This is a genomic window from Paenibacillus puldeungensis (assembly GCF_042678945.1).
In the GTDB taxonomy this organism is placed as follows: Bacteria; Bacillota; Bacilli; order Paenibacillales; family Paenibacillaceae; genus Fontibacillus; species Fontibacillus puldeungensis.
In genome coordinates, this window is the sequence record NZ_JBHTLM010000007.1 from 132,176 (window position 1) to 152,166 (window position 19,991).

Sequence of the window (19,991 nt, forward strand, 5' to 3'; positions counted from 1 at the left end):
CGTATTACGACAACCTTGTAAGGGCTTTCCACATTTCTAGGACCCTGGCCGCAATTATGTCTTGGGTGTAGGTCTTGCCAGGGTTTAAGCCTTACGAGCTAGCCAGCTTATTTTTTGGTCGTAGTCTTCTTAGCTGCTGTTTTCTTTGCAGGTGCTTTTTTAGCTGGTGCTTTTTTAGCTGGTGCTTTCTTAGTTGCTTTCTTCGCAGGTGCTTTCTTAGCTGGTGCTTTCTTTACAGTTGTAGATTTAGCAGCTGCCTTGGTTTCTGTCTTAGCAGGTGCTTTCTCAGCGCTCTCACTGTTTTCAGAACCAGATGCTGCCGATACTACGTCAACGGTTGACAATTTCGTCCCAGTTGGCGCTCCTGCAAACGCAAATGCTGATAAAACCAGTGCTGTGCTTACCGTCATACAAATTAGTTTCTTCACGTGTGATCCTCTCCCTTGTAAGTAATTTGCCAAGGGTAAAGTTGCTAATAGGCTGCTTCATAAGCTTTCTTTTCTTTGTGTTGCTTGTCCAAAAATAATCACTTTTTCCCGAGCAGTCATGCCCCTCCCTCAGCTGTCACGTGTGCTTTGTGTAAACCGCCATTCTCTAGAAATCTTAGTGAATGATTTCACATATCAGCACAGACATTTAGTATCAAGCGGTTACTACCAAATAATAGTACAAATTGTTGGAAAAATTCTGTATACAAAATCACACAGACTGAAATATATGTCACTTTGAACGAATAAATATGCAAAAGGCAGTCGCCGAGTTTAGCTTAGCGACTGCCATACTGTTATTCATGATTTTAATCCGTATTGCCAATAGCAATCCACGTTACAAAACCATAGTTGATGCTGCTTTCTTTAAGCTTTGAAATCGTAATGATCGCTGTATCTGTAGACTGCTCTCTTAACGAGGCATAGTAGGCCGAATGATTGGTCATGGCTACGATCACATAATTAGGGGTTGGAAAAGCCTGCTCAAAACTGATTGCAATTTCTGTCGTCTCCTCATTCCGATGTATTAAAAACGCAGCCATGCCAAACTGCTGAATCGCCGGCTGGTCCTGAATCGTCTGTATCGGAGAAAATGCCAATTGCTCGGGTTTGACTGCTCCAGGTTGTATATGCCGGGATTCGATGGCCCCTTCGGCCAAGTGCTCGCCATGAACAGCGGCTTGAGCGATGTGCTTTTCCTGCACGGAATCCGTCTGCAAGTGTTGGGGACCCACAGCTTCATAACTTAGCACATCTGCATCAACGGCCCCGTTGTGAATATGCAGTCGCTCGATAGACAGCGGCAAGATGTCTTCCCCGCTTATACCGTCTTCAGGCAACAATCCGCGATGCTGCAAATCTGCCGACAAATGCTGGACACTAACGACCTGCGGCGCGATATGGCGGGACTCAACCGCCCCTTCTGTAATATGGCGTCCCTCTACGCTGTCTGACGACAGGTGGGCGCTCAGCACTGAACTTTCGGCCAGGTGACTAGCTGTTACGGCCTCTTCCGCCAAATGACTGCTGTGCACCGACTTCAGCTGCAGATGGTGCGGACCCACCGATGCTGCACGCAGCACTTTCCCATCCACCGACTGCTCTTGCAAATGCTCGCTCCCGATGGACGATGCCTGGATTTCCTGACCGCTTATGCCGTCCTCGGGCAGAAGTCCATTCTGCTGCAGCTCAGCTGCCAGATGCCAAACCGAAACTGCTTGGAACCCGATATGGCGGGACTCAATAGCCTCCTCAACAAGGTGGCTACCCTCCACGCTGTTTACAGACAGATGGGCGCTGAGTACTGAGCCTTCGACCAAATGTCGGCTTTGAACCGCGGCATCAGCCAAGTGGCTGCTGTAAACCGACTCCGGCTGCAGATGGTGCGGACCCACCGATGCTGCACGCAGCACTTTCCCATCCACTGACTGCTCCTGCAAATGCTCTCTCCCGATGGATGATGCCTGGATTTCTTGACCGCTTATGCCCCCCTCAGGCAGAAGTCCATTCTGCTGCAAACTCCCTGACAAATGATGGATTTCAATGGCTTGCGCGCCGATATGACGGGATTCCAGTGTCTCTTCAGCGATGTGGCGACCTTCTACGCTATCATTCGAAAGGTGCTTGCTCTCCACCGCTCCTTCGGCCAAGTGATTTCTGGTGACGGACGCTTCCGCCAAGTGGCTGCCATGTACCGACCCAGGCTGCAAATGCTGCCCGCCTACCGATGCTGCCCGCAGCACTTTCCCATCCACCGACTGCTCTTGCAAATGCCCCCGCCCGATGGACGATGCCTGGATTTCTTGACCGCTTATGCCCTCCTCAGGCAGAAGTCCATTCTGCTGCAAACTCCCTGACAAATGATAGACTTCAATCGCTTGCACGGCGATATGTCGGGATTCCAGCGTCTCTTCAGCGATGTGGCGACCTTCTACGCTATCATTCGAAAGGTGCTTGCTCTCCACTGATCCTTCGGCCAAGTGATTGCTGGTGACGGACGTTTCCGCCAAGTGGCTGCCGTGTACTGACCTAGGCTGCAAATGCTGCCCGCCTACCGATGCTGCTCGCAGCACTGCCCCATCCACCGACTGCTCCTGCAAATGCTCCCTCCCGATGGATGATGCCTGGATTTCTTGACCGCTTATGCCCTCCTCGGGCAGAAGTCCATTCTGCTGCAAACTCCCTGACAAATGATAGACTTCAATCGCTTGCGCGCCGATATGGCGGGATTCCAGCGTCTCTTCAGCGATGTGGCGACCTTCTACGCTATCATTTGAAAGATGCTTGCTCTCCACTGATCCTTCGGCCAACTGTTTGCTGGTGACGGACGCTTCCGCCAAGTGGCTGCCGTGTACCGATCCAGGCTGCAAATGCTGCCCGCCTACCGATGCTGCTCGCAGCACTTTCCCATCCACCGACTGCTCCTGCAAATGCTTCCGCCCGATGGACGATGCCTGGATTTCTTGACCGCTTATGCCCTCCTCAGGCAGAAGTCCATTCTGCTGCAAACTCCCCGACAAATGATGGATTTCAATGGCTTGCGCGGCAATATGGCGGGATTCCAGTGTCTCTTCAGCGATGTGGCGACCTTCTACGCTATCATTTGAAAGATGCTTGCTCTCCACTGATCCTTCGGCCAACTGTTTGCTGGTGACGGACGCTTCCGCCAAGTGGCTGCCGTGTACCGACCCAGGCTGCAAATGCTGCCCGCCTACCGTTGCTACTCGCAACACCGCCCCATCCACCGACTGCTCCTGCAAATGCTCTCTCCCGATGGACGATGCCTGGATTTCTTGACCGCTTATGCCCTCCTCAGGCAGAAGTCCATTCTGCCGCAAACTCCCCGACAAATGATAGGCATCAATCGTTTTTGGGGCAATATGGCGGGATTCCAGCGTCTCTTTAGCGATGTGGCGACCTTCTATGCTATCGTTCGAAAGGTGCTTGCTCTCCACTGATCCTTCGGCCAAGTGATTGCTGGTGACGGATGCTTCCGCCAAGTGGCTGCCATGTACCGATCCAGGCTGCAAATGCTGCCCGCCTACCGATGCTGCTCGCAGCACTTTCCCATCCACCGACTGCTCTTGCAAATGCTCTCTCCCGATGGACGATGGTTGTAAATCATCGCTGCTGACCCCTGTTTCAGGCAATAAACCGTTCTGCTGCAAACTCGCTGACAAATGATAGACTTCAATGGCTTGCGCGCCGATATGGCGGGATTCCAGCGTTTCTTCAGCGATGTGGCGACCTTCTACGCTATCATTCGAAAGGTGCTTGCTCTCCACTAATCCTTCGGCCAAGTGATTGCTGGTGACGGACGCTTCCGCCAAGTGGCTGCCGTGTACCGACCCAGGCTGCAAATGCTGCTTGCCGACCGATGCTGCACGTAGCACTTTCCCATCCACCGACTGCTCTTGCAAATGCCCCCGCCCGATGGACGATGCCTGGATTTCTTGACCGCTTATGCCCTCCTCAGGCAGAAGTCCATTCTGCTGCAAACTCCCTGACAAATGATGGATTTCAATCGCTTGCGCGGCGATATGGCGGGATTCCAGTGTCTCTTCAGCGATGTGGCGACCTTCTACGCTATCATTCGAAAGGTGCTTGCTCTCCACTGATCCTTCGGCCAACTGATTGCTGGTGACGGACGCCTCCGCCAAGTGGCTGCCGTGTACCGACCCAGGCTGCAAATGCTGCCCGCCTACCGATGCTGCTCGCAGCACTGCCCCATCCACCGACTGCTCCTGCAAATGCTCACGACCGATGGACGATGGTTGGATTTCTTGACCGCTTATGCCGTCCTCAGGCAGAAGTCCATTCTGCTGCAAACTCCCCGACAAATGATGGATTTCAATCGCTTGCGCGGCGATATGGCGGGATTCCAGCGTCTCTTCAGCGATGTGGCGACCTTCTACACTATCATTCGAAAGATGCTTACTCTCCACTGATCCTTCGGCCAACTGATTGCTGGTGACGGACGCTTCCGCCAAGTGGCTACCGTGTACCGACCCAGGCTGCAAATGCTGCCCGCCTACCGATGCTGCCCGCAGCACTTTCCCATCCACCGACTGCTCTTGCAAATGCTCCCGCCCGATGGACGATGGCTGGATTTCTTGACCGCTTATGCCGTCCTCAGGCAGAAGTCCGTTCTGATGCAAACTCCCCGACAAATGATAGGCTTCAATCGTTTTGGGGGCAATATGGCGGGATTCCAGCGTCTCTCCAGCGATGTGGCGACCTTCTACGCTACCATTTGAAAGGTGTTTGCTCTCCACTGAACCTTCGGCCAAGTGATTGCTGGTGACGGACGTTTCCGCCAAGTGGCTGCCGTGTACTGACCTAGGCTGCAAATGCTGCCCACCTACCGATGCTGCCCGCAGCACTTTCCCATCCACCGACTGCTCCTGCAAATGCTCCCGCCCGATGGACGATGGCTGGATATCCTCACTGTCAACCCCCGTTTCAGGCAATAAACCGTTCTGCTGCAAACTTGCCGACAAATGGTGGATTTCAATCGTTTTTGGGGCAATATGGCTGGATTTCAGCGTCCCTTCGGCGATGTGGCGCCCCTCTACGCTTTCGGCAGAGAGGTGATAGCCTTCCACCGCTCCTTCGGCAAGGTGGCTGCGGGTGACGGCCGCTTCCGCCAAGTGGTTGCTGTATACGGACTGCGGCCGCAAATGATGTGGACCTACCGCTGCCTTCTTCAGCACTTTCCCATCCACCGACTGCTCCTGCAAATGTTCACGCCCGATGGATGATGGCTGTATATCCTCACCGCTAATGCCTTTCTCAGGAAGCAGGCCGCTTTCCTGGAGTTCGGCTGCCAGGTGACGGACCGAAACCGCCTGGAACCCGATATGGCGGGATTCCAGTGTCCCTTCGGCGATGTGGCGTCCTTCGATGCTTTCCTTCGCTAGATGGTCGCCCCTCACTACGCCTTCAGTCAGGTGTCTTCCTATGATAGCGGCATCAGCCAAATGGCCGCTATGCACCGATTGCGGCTGCAAATGCTGCGGACCTACCGCTTCACGCCGGATTACCTCTCGGTCCACGGACTGCTCTTGCAAATGCTCACGGCCGATGGTGGAAGGCCGTATATCCTCACCGGTAATGCCATCTTCAGGCAGCAGCCCATTCTTCTGCAGCTCCGTCGACAGGTGCCAGGACGAAATCGCCTGGAACCCGATATGGCGGGATTCCAGCATCCCATCGGCAATATGCCGTCCCAAGATACTTTCCTTCTCCAAATGGTGGCTTTCCACGGCACCATCGGCCAGGTGAATGCTGGTGACGGCCGCTACTGACAAGTGGCTGCTGTCTACCGACTGCGGCTGCAAATGCTGCCCGCCTACCGATGATGTCCGCAGCACTTCCCCATCCACGGATTGCTCTTGCAAATGCTCTCGTCCGATGGATAATGGCTGTATATCCACACTGCCAATCCCAACTTCGGGCAATAAACCGCTCTGCTGCAGATTCATGGACAAATGGTTCAGTTCAATCGTGTTCGGAGCAATATGGCGGGACTCCAGCGCCGCTTCCGCGACATGCCGGCCCTTTATGATGCCGTCAGCTAGGTGTCTTCCTTCCACGGAGCCATCGGCCAGTTTTTCCTTCGTGACTGCACCATCTTGCAGCCCCCGCTGCGCCACGGCACCATCAGCCAAATGCCCTTCTTCTACCGCTTTGGCCTGCAAATGGCTCGGAGCGACTACTGCCGGGGCAAGATGCTCCGACTGCACTGCACCCGTGGCAAGGCTCTCCGGCTGAACGGAGCCAGGCGACAAGTGCCAAGCCTGCAAGGAATGCGGGGCTATTTTGGAGGAAGTGATACTTCCCTCGGCCAGCTTGGGTGTGGTAACCGCCAGGTCACCCAGTTTATCGGTGGTGACGCTTTCCGGCGAAAGCTTCAAGGATGTTACAGCGTAATCCTGGAGATGGGGAGAGAAGACAACCCCGGCTCCTAAGTGATCCTCTCGAATCAAACCGGTCTGAAGCAGGCTACCGTCGATGCTGTTCTTCGCCAGGTGCGATCCCTCGACCGAGCCTTTAGCCAAATGTACGGACGATATCTGCTGCGGTGCAATTGCTGACCCGGTCACCGCGCCGGGCTCAATAGCACGGCTTGTAACGCTTCCGGCAGCCAGCTTATCGCTGGTGACGCTATCCTGCTGCAAATGCTTGGAAGCAATCGCCGCTTCGGCAAGATGTTGCCCGTTGACTTCGCCGCCGGCTATTTTCCCTCCCGTAACCGATCCATTCGCAAGATGCCACTCTTGAATCATTTCCGGCAAAAGATGCTCGCCCGATATCGATGCGGGTGCCAGATGAGAGCCCGTAACGGACTCCGGCGCAAGCTGCGCGGACTGAACCGCGGATTTGGCCAAATGGCGGGTTAATACCGCTTCATCCGCGATCTTTCCCGGCAAGATACTCTGATCAGCGATTTTGGAGGAGGTGACTGCCTGTTCTACAATTTGTGGCGTTCCTACGGATTGATCACTTAGTTTTGAAGAGAGGATCGATTTGTCCGCAAAATGCCGGCCCTTAATTTCGCCATCGGCAATATGCTCTTGCCCGATGCTTTCCGGCTGAATGTGGACCTTTTCAACCGCACCTGGAGCAATATGACGGGTCTGAACCGCCCCGTCTCCGATATGCGAGTGCGAGATGCTCCCTTCCTGCAGATGTTTTGCCCCAACACTTGAGAAAGCGAGCAAATCTTGACCTATCAGTCCGGGGGCCAGATGACGGAGCGATATCGCGTTTTCGGCTAAATGATGGCTCCCTACGGCCCCTTCCCGCAGCTTCTCCCCGGTCACCGCGCCGTCGCGGAGCTTGGATGTCGTCACGGAATCGTCGGTAAGCTTCGAGTTGTCTACCGCTCCGTTTGCAAGATTGACGGAACGGATCGTACCGCTGCGGATTTTCTCTGACGTGACCGACTGATCCTGCATAAGCTCCGTCGTCACGATCCACTCGCTTAAATGGCGGCGCTGGATCGATCCGTCCGCCAGCTTTTCCCCGGCGATGACCCGGTCGGCCAGCTTCTCTGACGTAACGCTGCCGTCAGTCAGCTTCTCACCGCCGATGGTGCGATCCTTGATCATCCGGCCCTCGATCGATCCGTCAACCACATGGCTTCCCGTGATGGACAGAGGAGCAATTTTCCCTGCGGTTATAGCCCCGTCAGCGATCTTAATGTTTTCGATCGCATAATCCGCGATCCATGCCGTATCGATGCTTCCCTGCTTCAGCCGAGAGGCGTCGATTGTAAACGGAGCTATTTTTTCTCCGGTAACTGCCGCGTCCATGAGGTCATCGGTATATATGATTCCTTGAACCGGCTTGGGTCCAGATTTTTCAACAATAGTTTCCTGCAGGACATGTTCTCTGAACTGTTCCAGGACCTCCTCTTCTCCCATTTCTGCAGTTGGTACAGCTTCTTCCGGAACCGGATCGGACAAAACAGATGAGGTTTGGTGAATTTGAATCTCCTTATCCTCCGCATGCCGCTCAGCTTTCCTGTCATCCAACATTTTCAATTCATTCACATCCGGATTATCGACATAATAAAGCGTTTTTCTCGGTTTACCGGATTTCGTGGGTCTGAATTTTTTCAAAGTCCGCTCTCTCCTTTACCAAAAAGATGATCGTCTTTGGTATCATATGCGGAGAGTTAGGCACTTGTCACAGAAGCCGATAGGAAGCCAGGAGCTTGGTCTATTCTTAAAAGTAGAAGAAAAGATATATTTTTTTACCGTTTTTGGACCGCCTCTTCAGCGTTACAATAGCGTTGCAGCAAAATACATACACCTGACCTGGAGGCAATTCATCATGGAAACGGAACTATCGGTAATAAAACCAGCTTCAAAAATAAGGCACAACCGCTCGTTCATGATCATTCTCTCAAGCGTGCTGCTTTTGGCTTTTGGCAATAAACTCTACGAAATTATTCTCCCTTTAATGATGTACGACATCACCCACTCCTCTGTCGCGATGTCCAGCATGAAAACAGCCGAGCTGCTGCCGAATTTTTTCTTTGCGATTTTTATCGGCGTATTCGTCGACCGGGTAAATAAAAAACACTGGGTGCTTTGGATGATCGGATTACAGGCCCTGCTCCTCCTGCTGTTTGTTTATTTATTTCGAGCAGAGGTCCATATACTCCCCGTCTATTACGCGATTGGCTTCGTGCTGATGACGCTAAATTACGGATATTTCAATGCCCAGGTCAGCCTGACCAAGCTAAGCGTCCCCAACCGCCAGCTAACGGAAGCCAATACCAAGCTGTCCTTTGCAGAGACGATCGTCGGCATTATGGGCCCGGCTTTGTCCGGCTTGATCCTTATGCTCTCTGACATATCGGACGGACTCTTGATCACTTCACTATGCTATCTGATCGTGATGGGGCTGTTTACACAGTTAAAGCTAGCTCAAGAGAACCGCACAGGGCCAAGGAACAGATTTATGGCGGAGTTTCTCGAAGGCTGGAAGGCGTTTTGGCAAAATAAGCTGCTCATGACGATGACTGTGTTTGTCATCTTTCTCAACTGTACCTCCACCGTGATCAGCACCACCGTTATTTTTTTCGCCAAGGACACCATGCACTTGTCCTCTTCCACCTTGGCCATAGTCCTGTCGGTCTCCGGTGTTGGGGGACTAGCAGGAAGTATGATATTAAACCGGCTGAGGCAGGCGTGGGGGTTAGGTAAAGTGTACGGCGCCACTATTTTGCTTAACGGGCTAGCGTACTTACTGCTTTTTTATACCCATCATTTACCGCTGCTTATCACAGCCTTGCTGCTGACCGGGTTTTCTTCCACCCTAAACAGCATTTGCGTTTACTGCGTTCGTTTGGAACAGACGCCCGCTCATCTGATGGGTAGGATCACCGGCATCACCGGGACATGCTTTCGCGTCGGTATGCCCATCGCTGTATATGCTTCTGGATGGGTTATAGCTTGGTGGGGAACGCCGGTGATCTTTATTTCATGCGCCGTTATGAACGTCTTGTTGTTCCTAATATTCCTGCCTACTCGTTTACGAATGGTACATTAATTTAGCGTTTGCCCGAAAATCATATAACACGGTAAGCTCACTGCTGCTCCCGTACCCAGACGGTCATTTCGCCTTCCCCGCGGTTGGCCCATGCATAATAAGGAATGAACGTGGCCGTCATTTGCTCCATTGGCGGAAGCTCTGCCGTGCTGTACAGCGCGTCGTTCCATTTTTTCTCGTCAAGCCGCAGCGCTTCCGCCTGAATCGTCATGATGGAACCCAGTTGTCCGTCTACACGCCGCGCCGTAAGTTCGGCTGTCTTTGGCAACACCAGCTCATGCAAATTCTCGCCGTTATCCGCCTGCTCCAGACAATACACAAAAGGTCCCCGCTGCAAAGCTACTTTTCCGATATTGCCACGCACCAGCGGATGGCTGTGCACGCGCACCACAGGCATCTCAAGCCGCAGCTCCACAATATCCCTCGCATTCCAATTCCGATGCACTGTGATGTAACCGTTCTTCATCACACGATTGTCCAGCGGACAAGGCTCTCCATTCACCCGTAGCTCCGCATCGGAACACCAGTCCGGAAGCCGGAGCGCCAGCGTAAAATCCGTTTGCCGGGACTGAGGGGTCACCTCTATAGCAATGCGTCCGTCCCACGGGTAGTCCGTCGTTTGTTTTAACGCAACCGTTCCTCCCCCTACCTTCAGCTCCGCTTCCCCGCCGATATACAAATGGGTGTAAATCGTTTGATCCTGCACTGTATAAATGTATTCTCCCAGCGAGGACAGCAGCCGGGCGACGTTAGGCGGACAGCAGGCGCAACCGAACCACTCCCGACGAACCGGCTTCACGTGGTCGAATTTATGATTGCCTCCGCCGCAGGCCTTCGGGTCTACTTCCAGCGGATTGACGTAGAAGAAATGCTTCCCGTCCCGGGCCATCCCCCCGACAACCGTATTGTAAAGCGCCCGCTCCATCACATCGGCATATTTCGATTCCGGCGTAATTTTCAGCATGCGGTGAGCAAAAAATATAAGGCCGATGGAAGCGCAGGTCTCAGCATAAACCGTATCGTTCGGCAGATCATAGTCGAAGGAAAAAGCTTCTCCATGGGACGTCGAACCGACTCCGCCGGTAATATACATCTGTTTCGTAACGATGTTGTCCCAAAGCTTCAGACAGGCGTCAAACAGGGACTTATCCCCCGTCAGTGCCGCCACGTCAGCCATTCCGGTCAGCATATACATCAGCCGGACCGCGTGACCGGCGGCCTTTTCCTGCTGACGCACCGGCAAATGCGATTGATGGTACGTAAGATCTACATGTTCCTCAAATCCTGACCAAAATGACTTCCCATTCCGCTTTTTAAGCTCCTGTTCAAAAAAGAAAGGCTGCTGTCCACGTTGATCCAGAAAATAGCGGCCGAGGCGCAAATAACGTTCATTTTGCGTCACCTCGTACAGTTTGACGAGCGCCAGCTCGATTTCCTGATGACCGTCGTATCCGGCCAGCTTTCCGGGCTCCGTACCGAACACGGTGTCGATGTAGTCCGCAAACCGGCACACTATATCGAGCAGCTTTCTTTTTCCCGTAGCCCGGTAATAGGCAACGCCCGCCTCGATCATATGCCCGGCAACATAGAGTTCATGGCATTCCGTTAAGTTGGTCCAGCGTTTGTCCGGCTCCTTCACGATAAAATACGTATCCAAATAGCCATCTTCCTGCTGAGCCTGGCCGATGATATCGATCATCTGATCGGCGATTTCCTCCAGCTCCGGATTCCGGTCTGCTTCCAGCATATACGAAACCGCTTCCAACCATTTTGCTACATCAGTATCCTGAAACACAAAACCATAGAAATCTCCCTGCTCCAATCCTGCGGCGATGCGGAAATTACGAACAGCCCCGCTGGGGTCCGCACCATCCATCCGGTCGTTTAGCACCTCCCATTGATACGGTACGACAACGTCACGGACCAGATTAATATAATAATTCCAAAAATCGTCCTGAATCCTTACTTTATTTAATGACACTCTTTCGGATCGCTGCGGTTTCTCTGCTTGCCACATGTCCATAAAGCCTCCTCTTTTTTTGATTTATCATACTGACATTCACTATTTTATCGTATATAATTTGTTGAAAATACGAATGTCCTCAACCTAATAGTTATAATATTTCACACTCATTTTCCAAGGAGTTTTCATATGTATAGAGCAGAGCAGATAATCCATATGATGGCGCCGCCTATTCCTTATTTTCTGGGGTGCGGCTATACCGTTTACCAGCCTAGGGAAGAGCATCCCAGTCGGCGGAATATCGGCATTTTTGACTTCATCGCAATCGAATATGGCACACTTCACATCGGCGAAGCCGAGCAGCAGTGGGCTTTGGGAGCAGGCCAATCGCTGATTCTGCTGCCGAACCAGTACCATTATGCGGTGCGGCCGTGTGAAGAGCCTACGGCTTTTTACTGGCTCCATTTCCACACCGTTTGCTCCTGGCAGCAGCTTCCGGTCGAGCAGTCCCCTTTTCCTTATCCGGATGCTGAGGACCACAACAAGCGCTTTCTGACCCCTCCCTACTCCCTTCAGTTGCCCAAAATGTGGAGCATGCCTTACCCGGAGCAAACGTATCGCTTGTTCCGTCAACTGCTGAAATATTCGGTCAAACGGCAATCGAGCGCCTTCTGGAGCCGGCAGCAGCTCTTCGAAGAAATGCTTCGCGCGATGGATTTGAGGCAGATCGAATCCTATGCTTCACCCGCAATTACCGTAGCCGAGAAAGCCGAGGCCTATATCAAAAGCAACTACCGCTCGGAGCTGAACAGCGAGCAGATGTCCAATGCGCTGCACTTTCATTACAACTACATCACCCGCTGCATGAAGCAGGTATACGGCATGACGCCGGGCGACTATCTCTCCTACTACCGTCTGGAGCAGGCCAAGCTGCTTCTGCTGAAAACGGAATGGCCGATCGCGGAAATCGCCGCATATGTAGGGTTCAGCAGCACGCCTTACTTTTCCAACCGTTTTACGCTTCGCAACGGATGCTCGCCGCGGGAGTTTCGCAAACAGTTCGCCCTATAAGCGAACCATATATCCTGAACGAAAAAAATAAAACTAGGACTATAATTTAGCTCCTAGTTTTGTTCTTCATTTTTTTATTCGGAGGACGCGGTAATGATAACAACGATATTTATGATCTACAACTTGGATTTAATTGCATTAGCTATTTATCCAGATAAGAAAACCTCACTGCTGCAGGCCCAAATATGTGTAACAAAGAAGAGCCAATCTAAAGTTTCGGATCTGGAAGCTGAATAGCTGTATTTTCTACATCTAAATTTGAATTTTATCCCGTCTTTGATTACTTAATTGTAAAAAGTGCATCTAAACTGTTTAATAACGAAGAGCCATGTAGATTGGCCACGATTTAGATGCACTTTTTGCAGTTGTCTATGCAGGGTACGCCCAAAAGTCAAAAATAAATGTACAAAATACATTTAGGAGGAACTACACTGTGCCGCTTAAGACGCAATCCCCCATAGGATTAAAATGAATTAGGTTCACGAATGATCTTTCAGGTTGGATAGATTCACGATCGAATTCAATGAAGCAAATGCCAGCGGACCAAATCCTTCAGATGCTTCACCATGGGGCATGTTTACCTTAAAAGCGTAGGCCTGTCCGTCAATCTCCTTCAAGATATACTCCTGTGTTAGAGTATCGCTGCTGGCGATCAAAAACAGAGAAGCGTCGCGCATCGTCTTATCAATTTCATCGCCCTTTCGCTCCTCCACCTTCCCCGTCTTCGACAGCTCGGATTTAGCCTCCTTCGAAAACTCCTCTACGCTGTAGTCAGAGGGCAGCTTCACAATCTCCACATGGTACTTAGGATCATAATCCATCTGAAGCTGATTCGTCGCGGCATCGAACGAAAACCCGTCAAACAGGTACAGTCCATATCCATGTCCCTTCACCAGCTTGGCGTTTCGCTCCTCTTTAACCCCTTCCAGCTCGACTGCAAGTTTTTTCGCAGGCGGCAGTCCATCCTCCGAGCCCTCTCCTTTAACCGTCTTACCGCTATCGCCGGCGGATACCGTAATCTTGTTCAGCACAAGCTGTTTGATCGGGTCGCTGCCTTGAGTAACCTGCTCGTAATACACATAAGTGACGGAAGCACCTTGCTTGATATTCTTAACCTCAGAGGCCAGTTTCTCATCGATTTGAAAAACGGTAGGCTGACCGTTCATTTCAATCTCTATCGAGTGGTTGTCAACCATCCCCACGAACGTCCCCAATCCGTGCTGTGGCTTGGAGGAATGCTCGGAAGCGTGCTGACTTCTCCCGTTGCCAGAAGCTTCATTTCCACTATTTGCACTGGTATTTGAACCGTCATTACTACAAGCGGCAAACATTAGCGTAAACAATAAAGCGAAGATCAATAATCCGATCTTTTTCATACCTTTATTCACTGAATAACACCCCCACCAAAGAAACGAACACATCGTTAAAAAGGTTGCGGCCTACCGAACTAGCGTCGTCCTCTAATTTAAGCCATTTCATCCTCGGAGGCATCCTCCCCAAATTGAGGAGCTTCTCGTCTCGCAGCAAGCAAGCATAGAATGATCAAAATAAATGCGACCAACGCCATAAAAGGTATGGTAATAAACCCTAGCCAGCCCTGGCCCAAATAATCGACACCGCAAGGCACACCTATTTTGCAAGGAAGTAACTGCGACAGTCCCGGGATTTTCTGTTCCGCATAATGATACAAAGAAATCGAGCCACCTATGGCGCTTAGCGGGATCGCATATGTAATAATGTTCCGGTCGTTGCGGTAGGCTGCAATACCAAGGAGGATCACCTGAGGATACATAAAAATGCGTTGGAACCAGCACAGCTTGCAAGGCTCATAATGCAATACCTCGCTTAGGTACAAACTTCCCGCCGTAGCGACGAGCGAAACCAGCCAGGCAAGATAAATACCGTAATTTTTAAAAAATGCCCGCATCGCGCCTGCTCCCCCTCAATTTATTTACCTTCCAGCTCGTGATCAATATATTTTTTCAGCGCGCTGTAGTCCCCGAGATCGGCGGGATATACCAGACCATTAATGAAAAATGTCGGCGTACTGTCGACCTTCAGCTTGTCCGCAAGCGCATATTGCGCGTCCACTTCACTCTTATAGGTTTTATCCACGATGTCCTGCTTCAATTTGTCGTAATCTATTTCCAAGTTGGTTTTCTTAGCTAGGTCCACAAGAAAATCAGCCGTTGCCCACTCGACCTGCTCATCGCCTTGGTTTTTATAAACCTCGTCAAAATAATTCCAGTAAGCCTTTGCGTTTTGATGATGCACGGATTGAACTGCCAGGGCGGCCGTATAGGAATCAGGCGAAATAAAAGGAAGATTCACAAAATAGAAAGCAACCTTGCCTTGATCGATGTAGTCCTTGAGAAGCTGCGGTTTGATGAGTTCATTCACCTGCTTGCAGGCCGGACATTTAAAGTCCCCGAATTCTACAATCTTCACCGATGCGTCAGGACTGCCCAATACAGGTAGGCTGGCATAGTCAAACTCGGCTGCCTTGGATTTTGGTTGAATCAACACCGCGACGATAATAAGCGCAAGTATTACCCCTACCGTCGTGAACCAGATCAGGCGTCTTGTTTTTTGCTTCTGCTTGAGCTGCTCTTTTTTACGCTGAGCCAAAGCGTTGTTATTGGTTTTCGGCGGCATTTGAACCCTTCTTTCCTCGCTAAATTAAAATCTTTATTATCCTGCAACCATTCTAGTTACAAATGCAAATTCCGTCAAGCAAAGGTCGTTTGAGAACAGTGTACACGTTGATAAGAATATAAAAGGGGCCGTCCCCTCCCAATATTTCTACGAAGAGACAGCCCGCCATGTGATGTTTATAATTCACAACTGCTATTTTCTAGCAGTGAACAGTTGATGATTACTGCGACTAATTACTGCGCTGCGTTAGCTGGTTTCGCTTCAGCCGCTGGAGCAGCTTCCGTACCTGCTGCCTCCAATTCGGTGTCTTCATCGGACATACGAGTCATTACGATGGAAGCGAGCAGTTCATCCGCTTGCTCGTGCATAATCAAGCCTTTTGGAAGCTTAACGTCTGCAGCCAGCAATTTATCCCCTGCATCCAGAGCGGAGATATCGATCTCGATGCTTGCCGGCAAAACGTCAGGCAGTCCTTCTACTTCAAGCTCCGTGGCTTGAATTTGCAGCACGCCGCCTACTTTTGTCCCTTTCGCCGTACCTGTATAGTGCACCGGCATTTTTACGCGAATCGTTTTATTTTTTGAAACCTGTTGAAAATCGACGTGGATAATTTTCCCTTCTCTTTGTTGAATCTCTTTAATCAGAACCGGAAAACTATGCCCACCTTCTACCTTCAGGTCGAAAAATTCCGATCTTCCAGTACGGACTACCTTCACAAGCTCTCTGACATCTACATGAACCGCCAGATTTCCGGAATCGCCCCCATAAATTACGGCAGGAACTCGGCCGCTTTGTCTTAGCTGGTGCAGCGATGAACGGGTAAACTCCGTTCTTGGCGTGACATCCAAATGAAACGAGTGATGGTTCGTACTCATCTTGCAACAACCTCCTTGAATTGACCGGCGTAATTAAACGCCATAACGTTTATTACCCACATTTGAGACCAAGTTAACAGGTTTTTAATATTTTTTTCAAAAAAATTTACATAGAGTTATAAATTTTACACAGATTTTACAAAAGTCAGTGTTGTGTGACGCCTGTTCATAGTAAAATAGAAGATATATTGTTTACCCCCATACATATGTTTGTCTACCGCAAAACGGAGGTCGTGTATCAATGGCGCTAGTAGAATCGAACAAACAGGGTTCCCGATATTTAAATCGCGATCTGAGCTGGGTCGAGTTCAACCGTCGGGTGCTCATGGAGGCAAAAGACCCCGGAACACCTCTGCTCGAAAGAGCCAAATTTCTGTCGATCGTTTCGAGTAATTTGGATGAGTTTATGAGTGTGCGTGTAGCCGGTATTCAAGATCAAATCCGGGCGGGTTATACCAAGACAGATTTTACGGGATATACGCCGGCTGGATTGTACAAACGCCTAATCTCACGGATCTCGGCGATGGTGGGAGAGCAATACCGGACCTTTCGCGAGCTATCGAGACAGTTGGGCAAGGAGCATATTTTGTTTTTGAAATATGACGAGCTGAATTCGATGCAGCGAAAATCGATGGAAACCTACTACCACGATATCATTTTTCCGGTGCTTACTCCGATGGCCGTGGACCAGAGTCGACCATTTCCTCTCGTGCATACCGGCTTCGTTTATCTCGCCGTCGTCTTACAACGGGAGCAAGAGCAGCTAGTGGATGAAGAAGAGCAGGAACCCTATTTTGCTATCGTACAAATACCGTCTAATCTGGCTCGAATTATTCCTTTACCACACCACTCCAATAGTAAAAAACAAACTTTCATTTTGATCGAAGAGCTCATTCGTCACCATATACAAACGCTCTTTAGCGGTTACATTCCGCTCGCAGTGCATGAATTCCGGCTGACGCGCAACGCCGACCTGGCGATCGATGAAGAAGGAGCCGAGGATTTGCTCGAAGAGATTGAGAAGGAACTGCGAAAGCGCCGCTGGGGTGCACCGGTTAGACTGGAGATTCAAAAAGGCATTCATCCCTATGCACTCGAAGTGTTGGAGGATGAGTTCGAAATTACCGATGCGATCTTTGAAATCGACGGGCCACTGGACCTGAGCTTTCTCGGTAAGCTGCCTGGATTGGTAAAAGGTTATCCAAAACTGCGTTATCCGCAAATTGATCCGGTTTACCCGCGGGAATTTGATGAGGAAGAAGATTACTTCGAGGTTCTAAAGCAACGTGACGTACTCGTTTACCACCCTTATGAAAGCTTTGACGCTGTTACCGATTTTATCAGCCAAGCATCAGAGGATCCGGCCGTCATGGCAATCAAGATGACGCTGTACCGGGTCAGCGGCAATTCACCGCTCATCAAGGCTCTGGCTCATGCAGCAGAATCCGGCAAACAGGTTACCGTTGTCGTGGAGCTGAAAGCCCGGTTTGATGAGGAGCGAAACATCGCCTGGGCACGAACCCTGGAGAAGGCTGGATGTCATGTCGTATACGGATTGGTCGGGCTGAAGACCCATGCCAAAATACTGCTTGTTGTACGTCAGGAAGGACGGGACCTCAAGCGCTACGTCCATGTCGGAACCGGCAATTATAACGATATCACCGCACGGCTCTACACCGATATTGGATTGTTCACGACCGATCCGAAGATCGGGGAAGATGCGTCACAGCTGTTCAATTTGATTACCGGCTATTCGGAAGCCGATCAGTGGCAGGCCATTACGGTTGCTCCGACGGATATGAAGGACAAGCTATTTACGCTGATCCGCCGGGAAGCGGAGCATGCAGCCGCAGGCAGGCAGGCCCGTATCATCGCCAAAATGAACTCCTTGTCCAACCAGGAGATGATTGATGAGCTGTATGCCGCTTCTCAGGTCGGCGTGAACATCGATTTGATCGTTCGCGGTGTCTGCTGCCTGCGCCCCGGCGTCGAGGGACTCAGTGAGCGAATCAATGTGCGGAGCATAGTGGACCGTTTTCTCGAGCATTCGCGAATTTATTACTTCGAGAATGGCGGGCATCCAGAGGTTTGGCTCTCCAGTGCCGATTGGATGACGCGGAATTTAACGCGGCGCTTAGAGTTGATGTGCCCGGTTTCCAAGAAGGATACCCGCGAGACGCTGGTCCAGATTCTAATGCTGTCGCTCTCCGACAATGTAAAAGCGAAGTTGCTGATCCAAAACGGAAAATACGAACCGATCACAAGCCGCCAGCCTTCCTGCCGGAGCCAATTTGCTGCTCTGGATATCAATGCGTGGAAGCATTTTGAATCTCCCACTCCAACTTGATGCCCCAAATCTTCTTGAAGTTCTTTGCCGCAGCCTCAAGCTGCCTGGTTTCCAGGTAAGCCTGGCTGCGGCATTTTAGTTTGAGCAGAAGGGCTCCATGCTCGTGCTTGGCATTCATACTCTGTATGCATTGCGTTTCGCTAATATCCAAAGCGATGGCAAGCTCCAAAAGCGTACCCAGTTTGCTGATCAGTTCTGTGTCCCGCTCCTGCAGCAGACTCCGGTATTCACTCGTACCCATTCTTTTTCCATGATTGGTTACGTAATCTACTATAGAACCGCATAACACGACCTCACGGTGATTTAGCGCGCCTAGAGGTGCATTCATTAACCAGTACATGGTGTGTTTATCGTATTGGTGATAGCGGATCCCGCTACCAATTTTGTATAGCATAGCGGCTGTCGTAATTAGCTTTCTCGTACCAGGCTCCTCCGTCTCGTCCACCATTAAATCATACAGCTGCTTGGCAAAGTGGCTGACCTGCTCGAAATGAGCCATTGGGGCAACGTTATGAAAAGCAAGCAGGGATCGTGTCTGCCTTGGCAGCACTTCAGAAGGCGAAGGGACACCAATTCCAAGCATATCAAGCAATAGGCCTTCCCTTATTCCTGTCCCGCTGACTAGACAATGGCTTGCTCCGATGTGCGAGAACACCATTTGCAGGATGATCGTACCTGGAACGATGATATCGGATCGCGTCTTTGACAATCCGTCGATTCGCTTACGCTTTTCAAGTGGCATGTAAGGCAACGTATCAGCAAAACTTTCTATACTCTCCCGCTCTAGCTTATAGTGATGCGCAACACGCAGCGGGTATTTTTGTTTTCGCTGATTCAGCTTGCCGAGTGTTCGAATCGTTCCGCCGAGTCCGATTAAAGGAAGCTCCGGGTGGGCCGTGACCCAACGCACCCCAGCAAGCATTCGCTCGATCTCCGACTTTAGACCTTCCACCTCAGAAGTGGTCCAAGAATCTTTATCGCCGAACTTCAACTGAGCATTAACCGCCCCAAGCGGGAGAGAGATACTTCGCAGCAATTTTCGATCGCGGAATAACGTAATTTCCGTACTGCCTCCGCCAATATCAATAATGAAGCCATCGTCCATTTCCATCCCTCCGACTACGCCGACAAACCCGAAATATGCCTCCTGTTCGCCGGACAGCAGTTCTACCTGAAGGTCTGTCTTTTCCGTCAGCAGCTCCACGATTTGGTCCGCATTGGAGGCGTTTCGGATGGCTGCCGTAGCAGCTACCCGAATCTTTTGACAGCCGTATACACGACAAATATCTCGAAACTGGACAAGAATCGGGACAATGGACAAAATATCGCGCTTTTCCAATACTCCGTCACTCGTTATCTTTTCACTTAATCGTGCGGATTCTTTGTTTTCGTTGACCAGTCTGTACTCCCCTTGCGAAGTTGTTTCATAAATGGCCAGCCGGATGGAGTTGGACCCTATGTCAATAATGCCGATCATCGTGCGATTGTTCTCCATGAATATGCTCCTGTTATCACATAAAGTAAGTTTT

The 19,991-nt window shown here is 50.8% G+C and carries 12 protein-coding genes; 4 read left to right on the plus strand and 8 right to left on the minus strand.

Going from position 1 to position 19,991, the window contains the following annotated elements; all coding sequences use genetic code 11:
* Window positions 1-107: 107 nt before the first annotated feature.
* Together ACFQ3W_RS11850 and ACFQ3W_RS11855 are read right to left on the minus strand one after the other, a co-directional pair.
* Complete coding sequence (locus ACFQ3W_RS11850; RefSeq protein WP_379319442.1) at window positions 108-428, minus strand: hypothetical protein; 321 nt, start codon at window positions 426-428, stop codon at window positions 108-110.
* A gap of 368 nt (window positions 429-796) precedes the next feature.
* A complete protein-coding gene (locus ACFQ3W_RS11855) occupies window positions 797-8,113 on the minus strand; it encodes a WIAG-tail domain (protein WP_379319443.1) in 7,317 nt (2,438 codons plus the stop codon).
* Window positions 8,114-8,327: 214 nt separating this feature from the next.
* Between ACFQ3W_RS11855 and ACFQ3W_RS11860 the strand changes: the two genes are divergently transcribed.
* Complete coding sequence (locus tag ACFQ3W_RS11860) at window positions 8,328-9,551, plus strand: MFS transporter (RefSeq protein ID WP_379319444.1); 1,224 nt, start codon at window positions 8,328-8,330, stop codon at window positions 9,549-9,551.
* A 37-nt stretch (window positions 9,552-9,588) separates the two neighbouring features.
* On the opposite strand, the gene ACFQ3W_RS11865 is transcribed toward ACFQ3W_RS11860, so the two are convergent.
* A complete protein-coding gene (locus tag ACFQ3W_RS11865) occupies window positions 9,589-11,574 on the minus strand; it encodes a glycoside hydrolase family 127 protein (protein ID WP_379319445.1) in 1,986 nt (661 codons plus the stop codon).
* Window positions 11,575-11,703: 129 nt separating this feature from the next.
* Here ACFQ3W_RS11865 and ACFQ3W_RS11870 point away from each other — a divergent pair, with 129 nt between their 5' ends.
* Window positions 11,704-12,585 carry a helix-turn-helix transcriptional regulator gene (locus tag ACFQ3W_RS11870; RefSeq protein ID WP_379319446.1) on the plus strand — a complete coding sequence of 294 codons (882 nt, stop codon included), beginning with the start codon at window positions 11,704-11,706 and terminating at the stop codon, window positions 12,583-12,585.
* A gap of 93 nt (window positions 12,586-12,678) precedes the next feature.
* Window positions 12,679-12,822, plus strand: coding sequence for a hypothetical protein (locus ACFQ3W_RS11875; protein ID WP_379319447.1), 144 nt, complete (start codon window positions 12,679-12,681; stop codon window positions 12,820-12,822).
* Between the two features lie 242 nt (window positions 12,823-13,064).
* Here ACFQ3W_RS11875 and ACFQ3W_RS11880 read toward each other — a convergent pair whose 3' ends face one another.
* From ACFQ3W_RS11880 to ACFQ3W_RS11895, 4 genes are all read right to left on the minus strand, one after another.
* Entirely contained in the window at window positions 13,065-13,973 is a 909-nt protein-coding gene (locus tag ACFQ3W_RS11880) for a hypothetical protein (RefSeq protein WP_379319448.1), read from the minus strand.
* Between the two features lie 77 nt (window positions 13,974-14,050).
* Window positions 14,051-14,512, minus strand: a complete 462-nt coding sequence (locus ACFQ3W_RS11885) for a disulfide oxidoreductase (RefSeq protein WP_379319449.1) — start codon at window positions 14,510-14,512, stop codon at window positions 14,051-14,053.
* A gap of 20 nt (window positions 14,513-14,532) precedes the next feature.
* Entirely contained in the window at window positions 14,533-15,240 is a 708-nt protein-coding gene (locus ACFQ3W_RS11890; protein ID WP_379319450.1) for a DsbA family protein, read from the minus strand.
* Between the two features lie 233 nt (window positions 15,241-15,473).
* Window positions 15,474-16,115 carry a 50S ribosomal protein L25 gene (locus tag ACFQ3W_RS11895; RefSeq protein WP_379319451.1) on the minus strand — a complete coding sequence of 214 codons (642 nt, stop codon included), beginning with the start codon at window positions 16,113-16,115 and terminating at the stop codon, window positions 15,474-15,476.
* Window positions 16,116-16,356: 241 nt separating this feature from the next.
* Between ACFQ3W_RS11895 and ppk1 the strand changes: the two genes are divergently transcribed.
* Entirely contained in the window at window positions 16,357-18,462 is a 2,106-nt protein-coding gene (gene ppk1, locus ACFQ3W_RS11900) for a polyphosphate kinase 1 (protein ID WP_379319452.1), read from the plus strand.
* Here ppk1 and ACFQ3W_RS11905 read toward each other — a convergent pair.
* The gene (locus ACFQ3W_RS11905) at window positions 18,422-19,957 is read right to left on the minus strand and encodes a Ppx/GppA phosphatase family protein (RefSeq protein WP_379319453.1); all 1,536 of its coding nucleotides are present in this window, start codon (window positions 19,955-19,957) and stop codon (window positions 18,422-18,424) included. The genes ppk1 and ACFQ3W_RS11905 overlap by 41 nt on opposite strands.
* Window positions 19,958-19,991 lie beyond the last annotated feature (34 nt).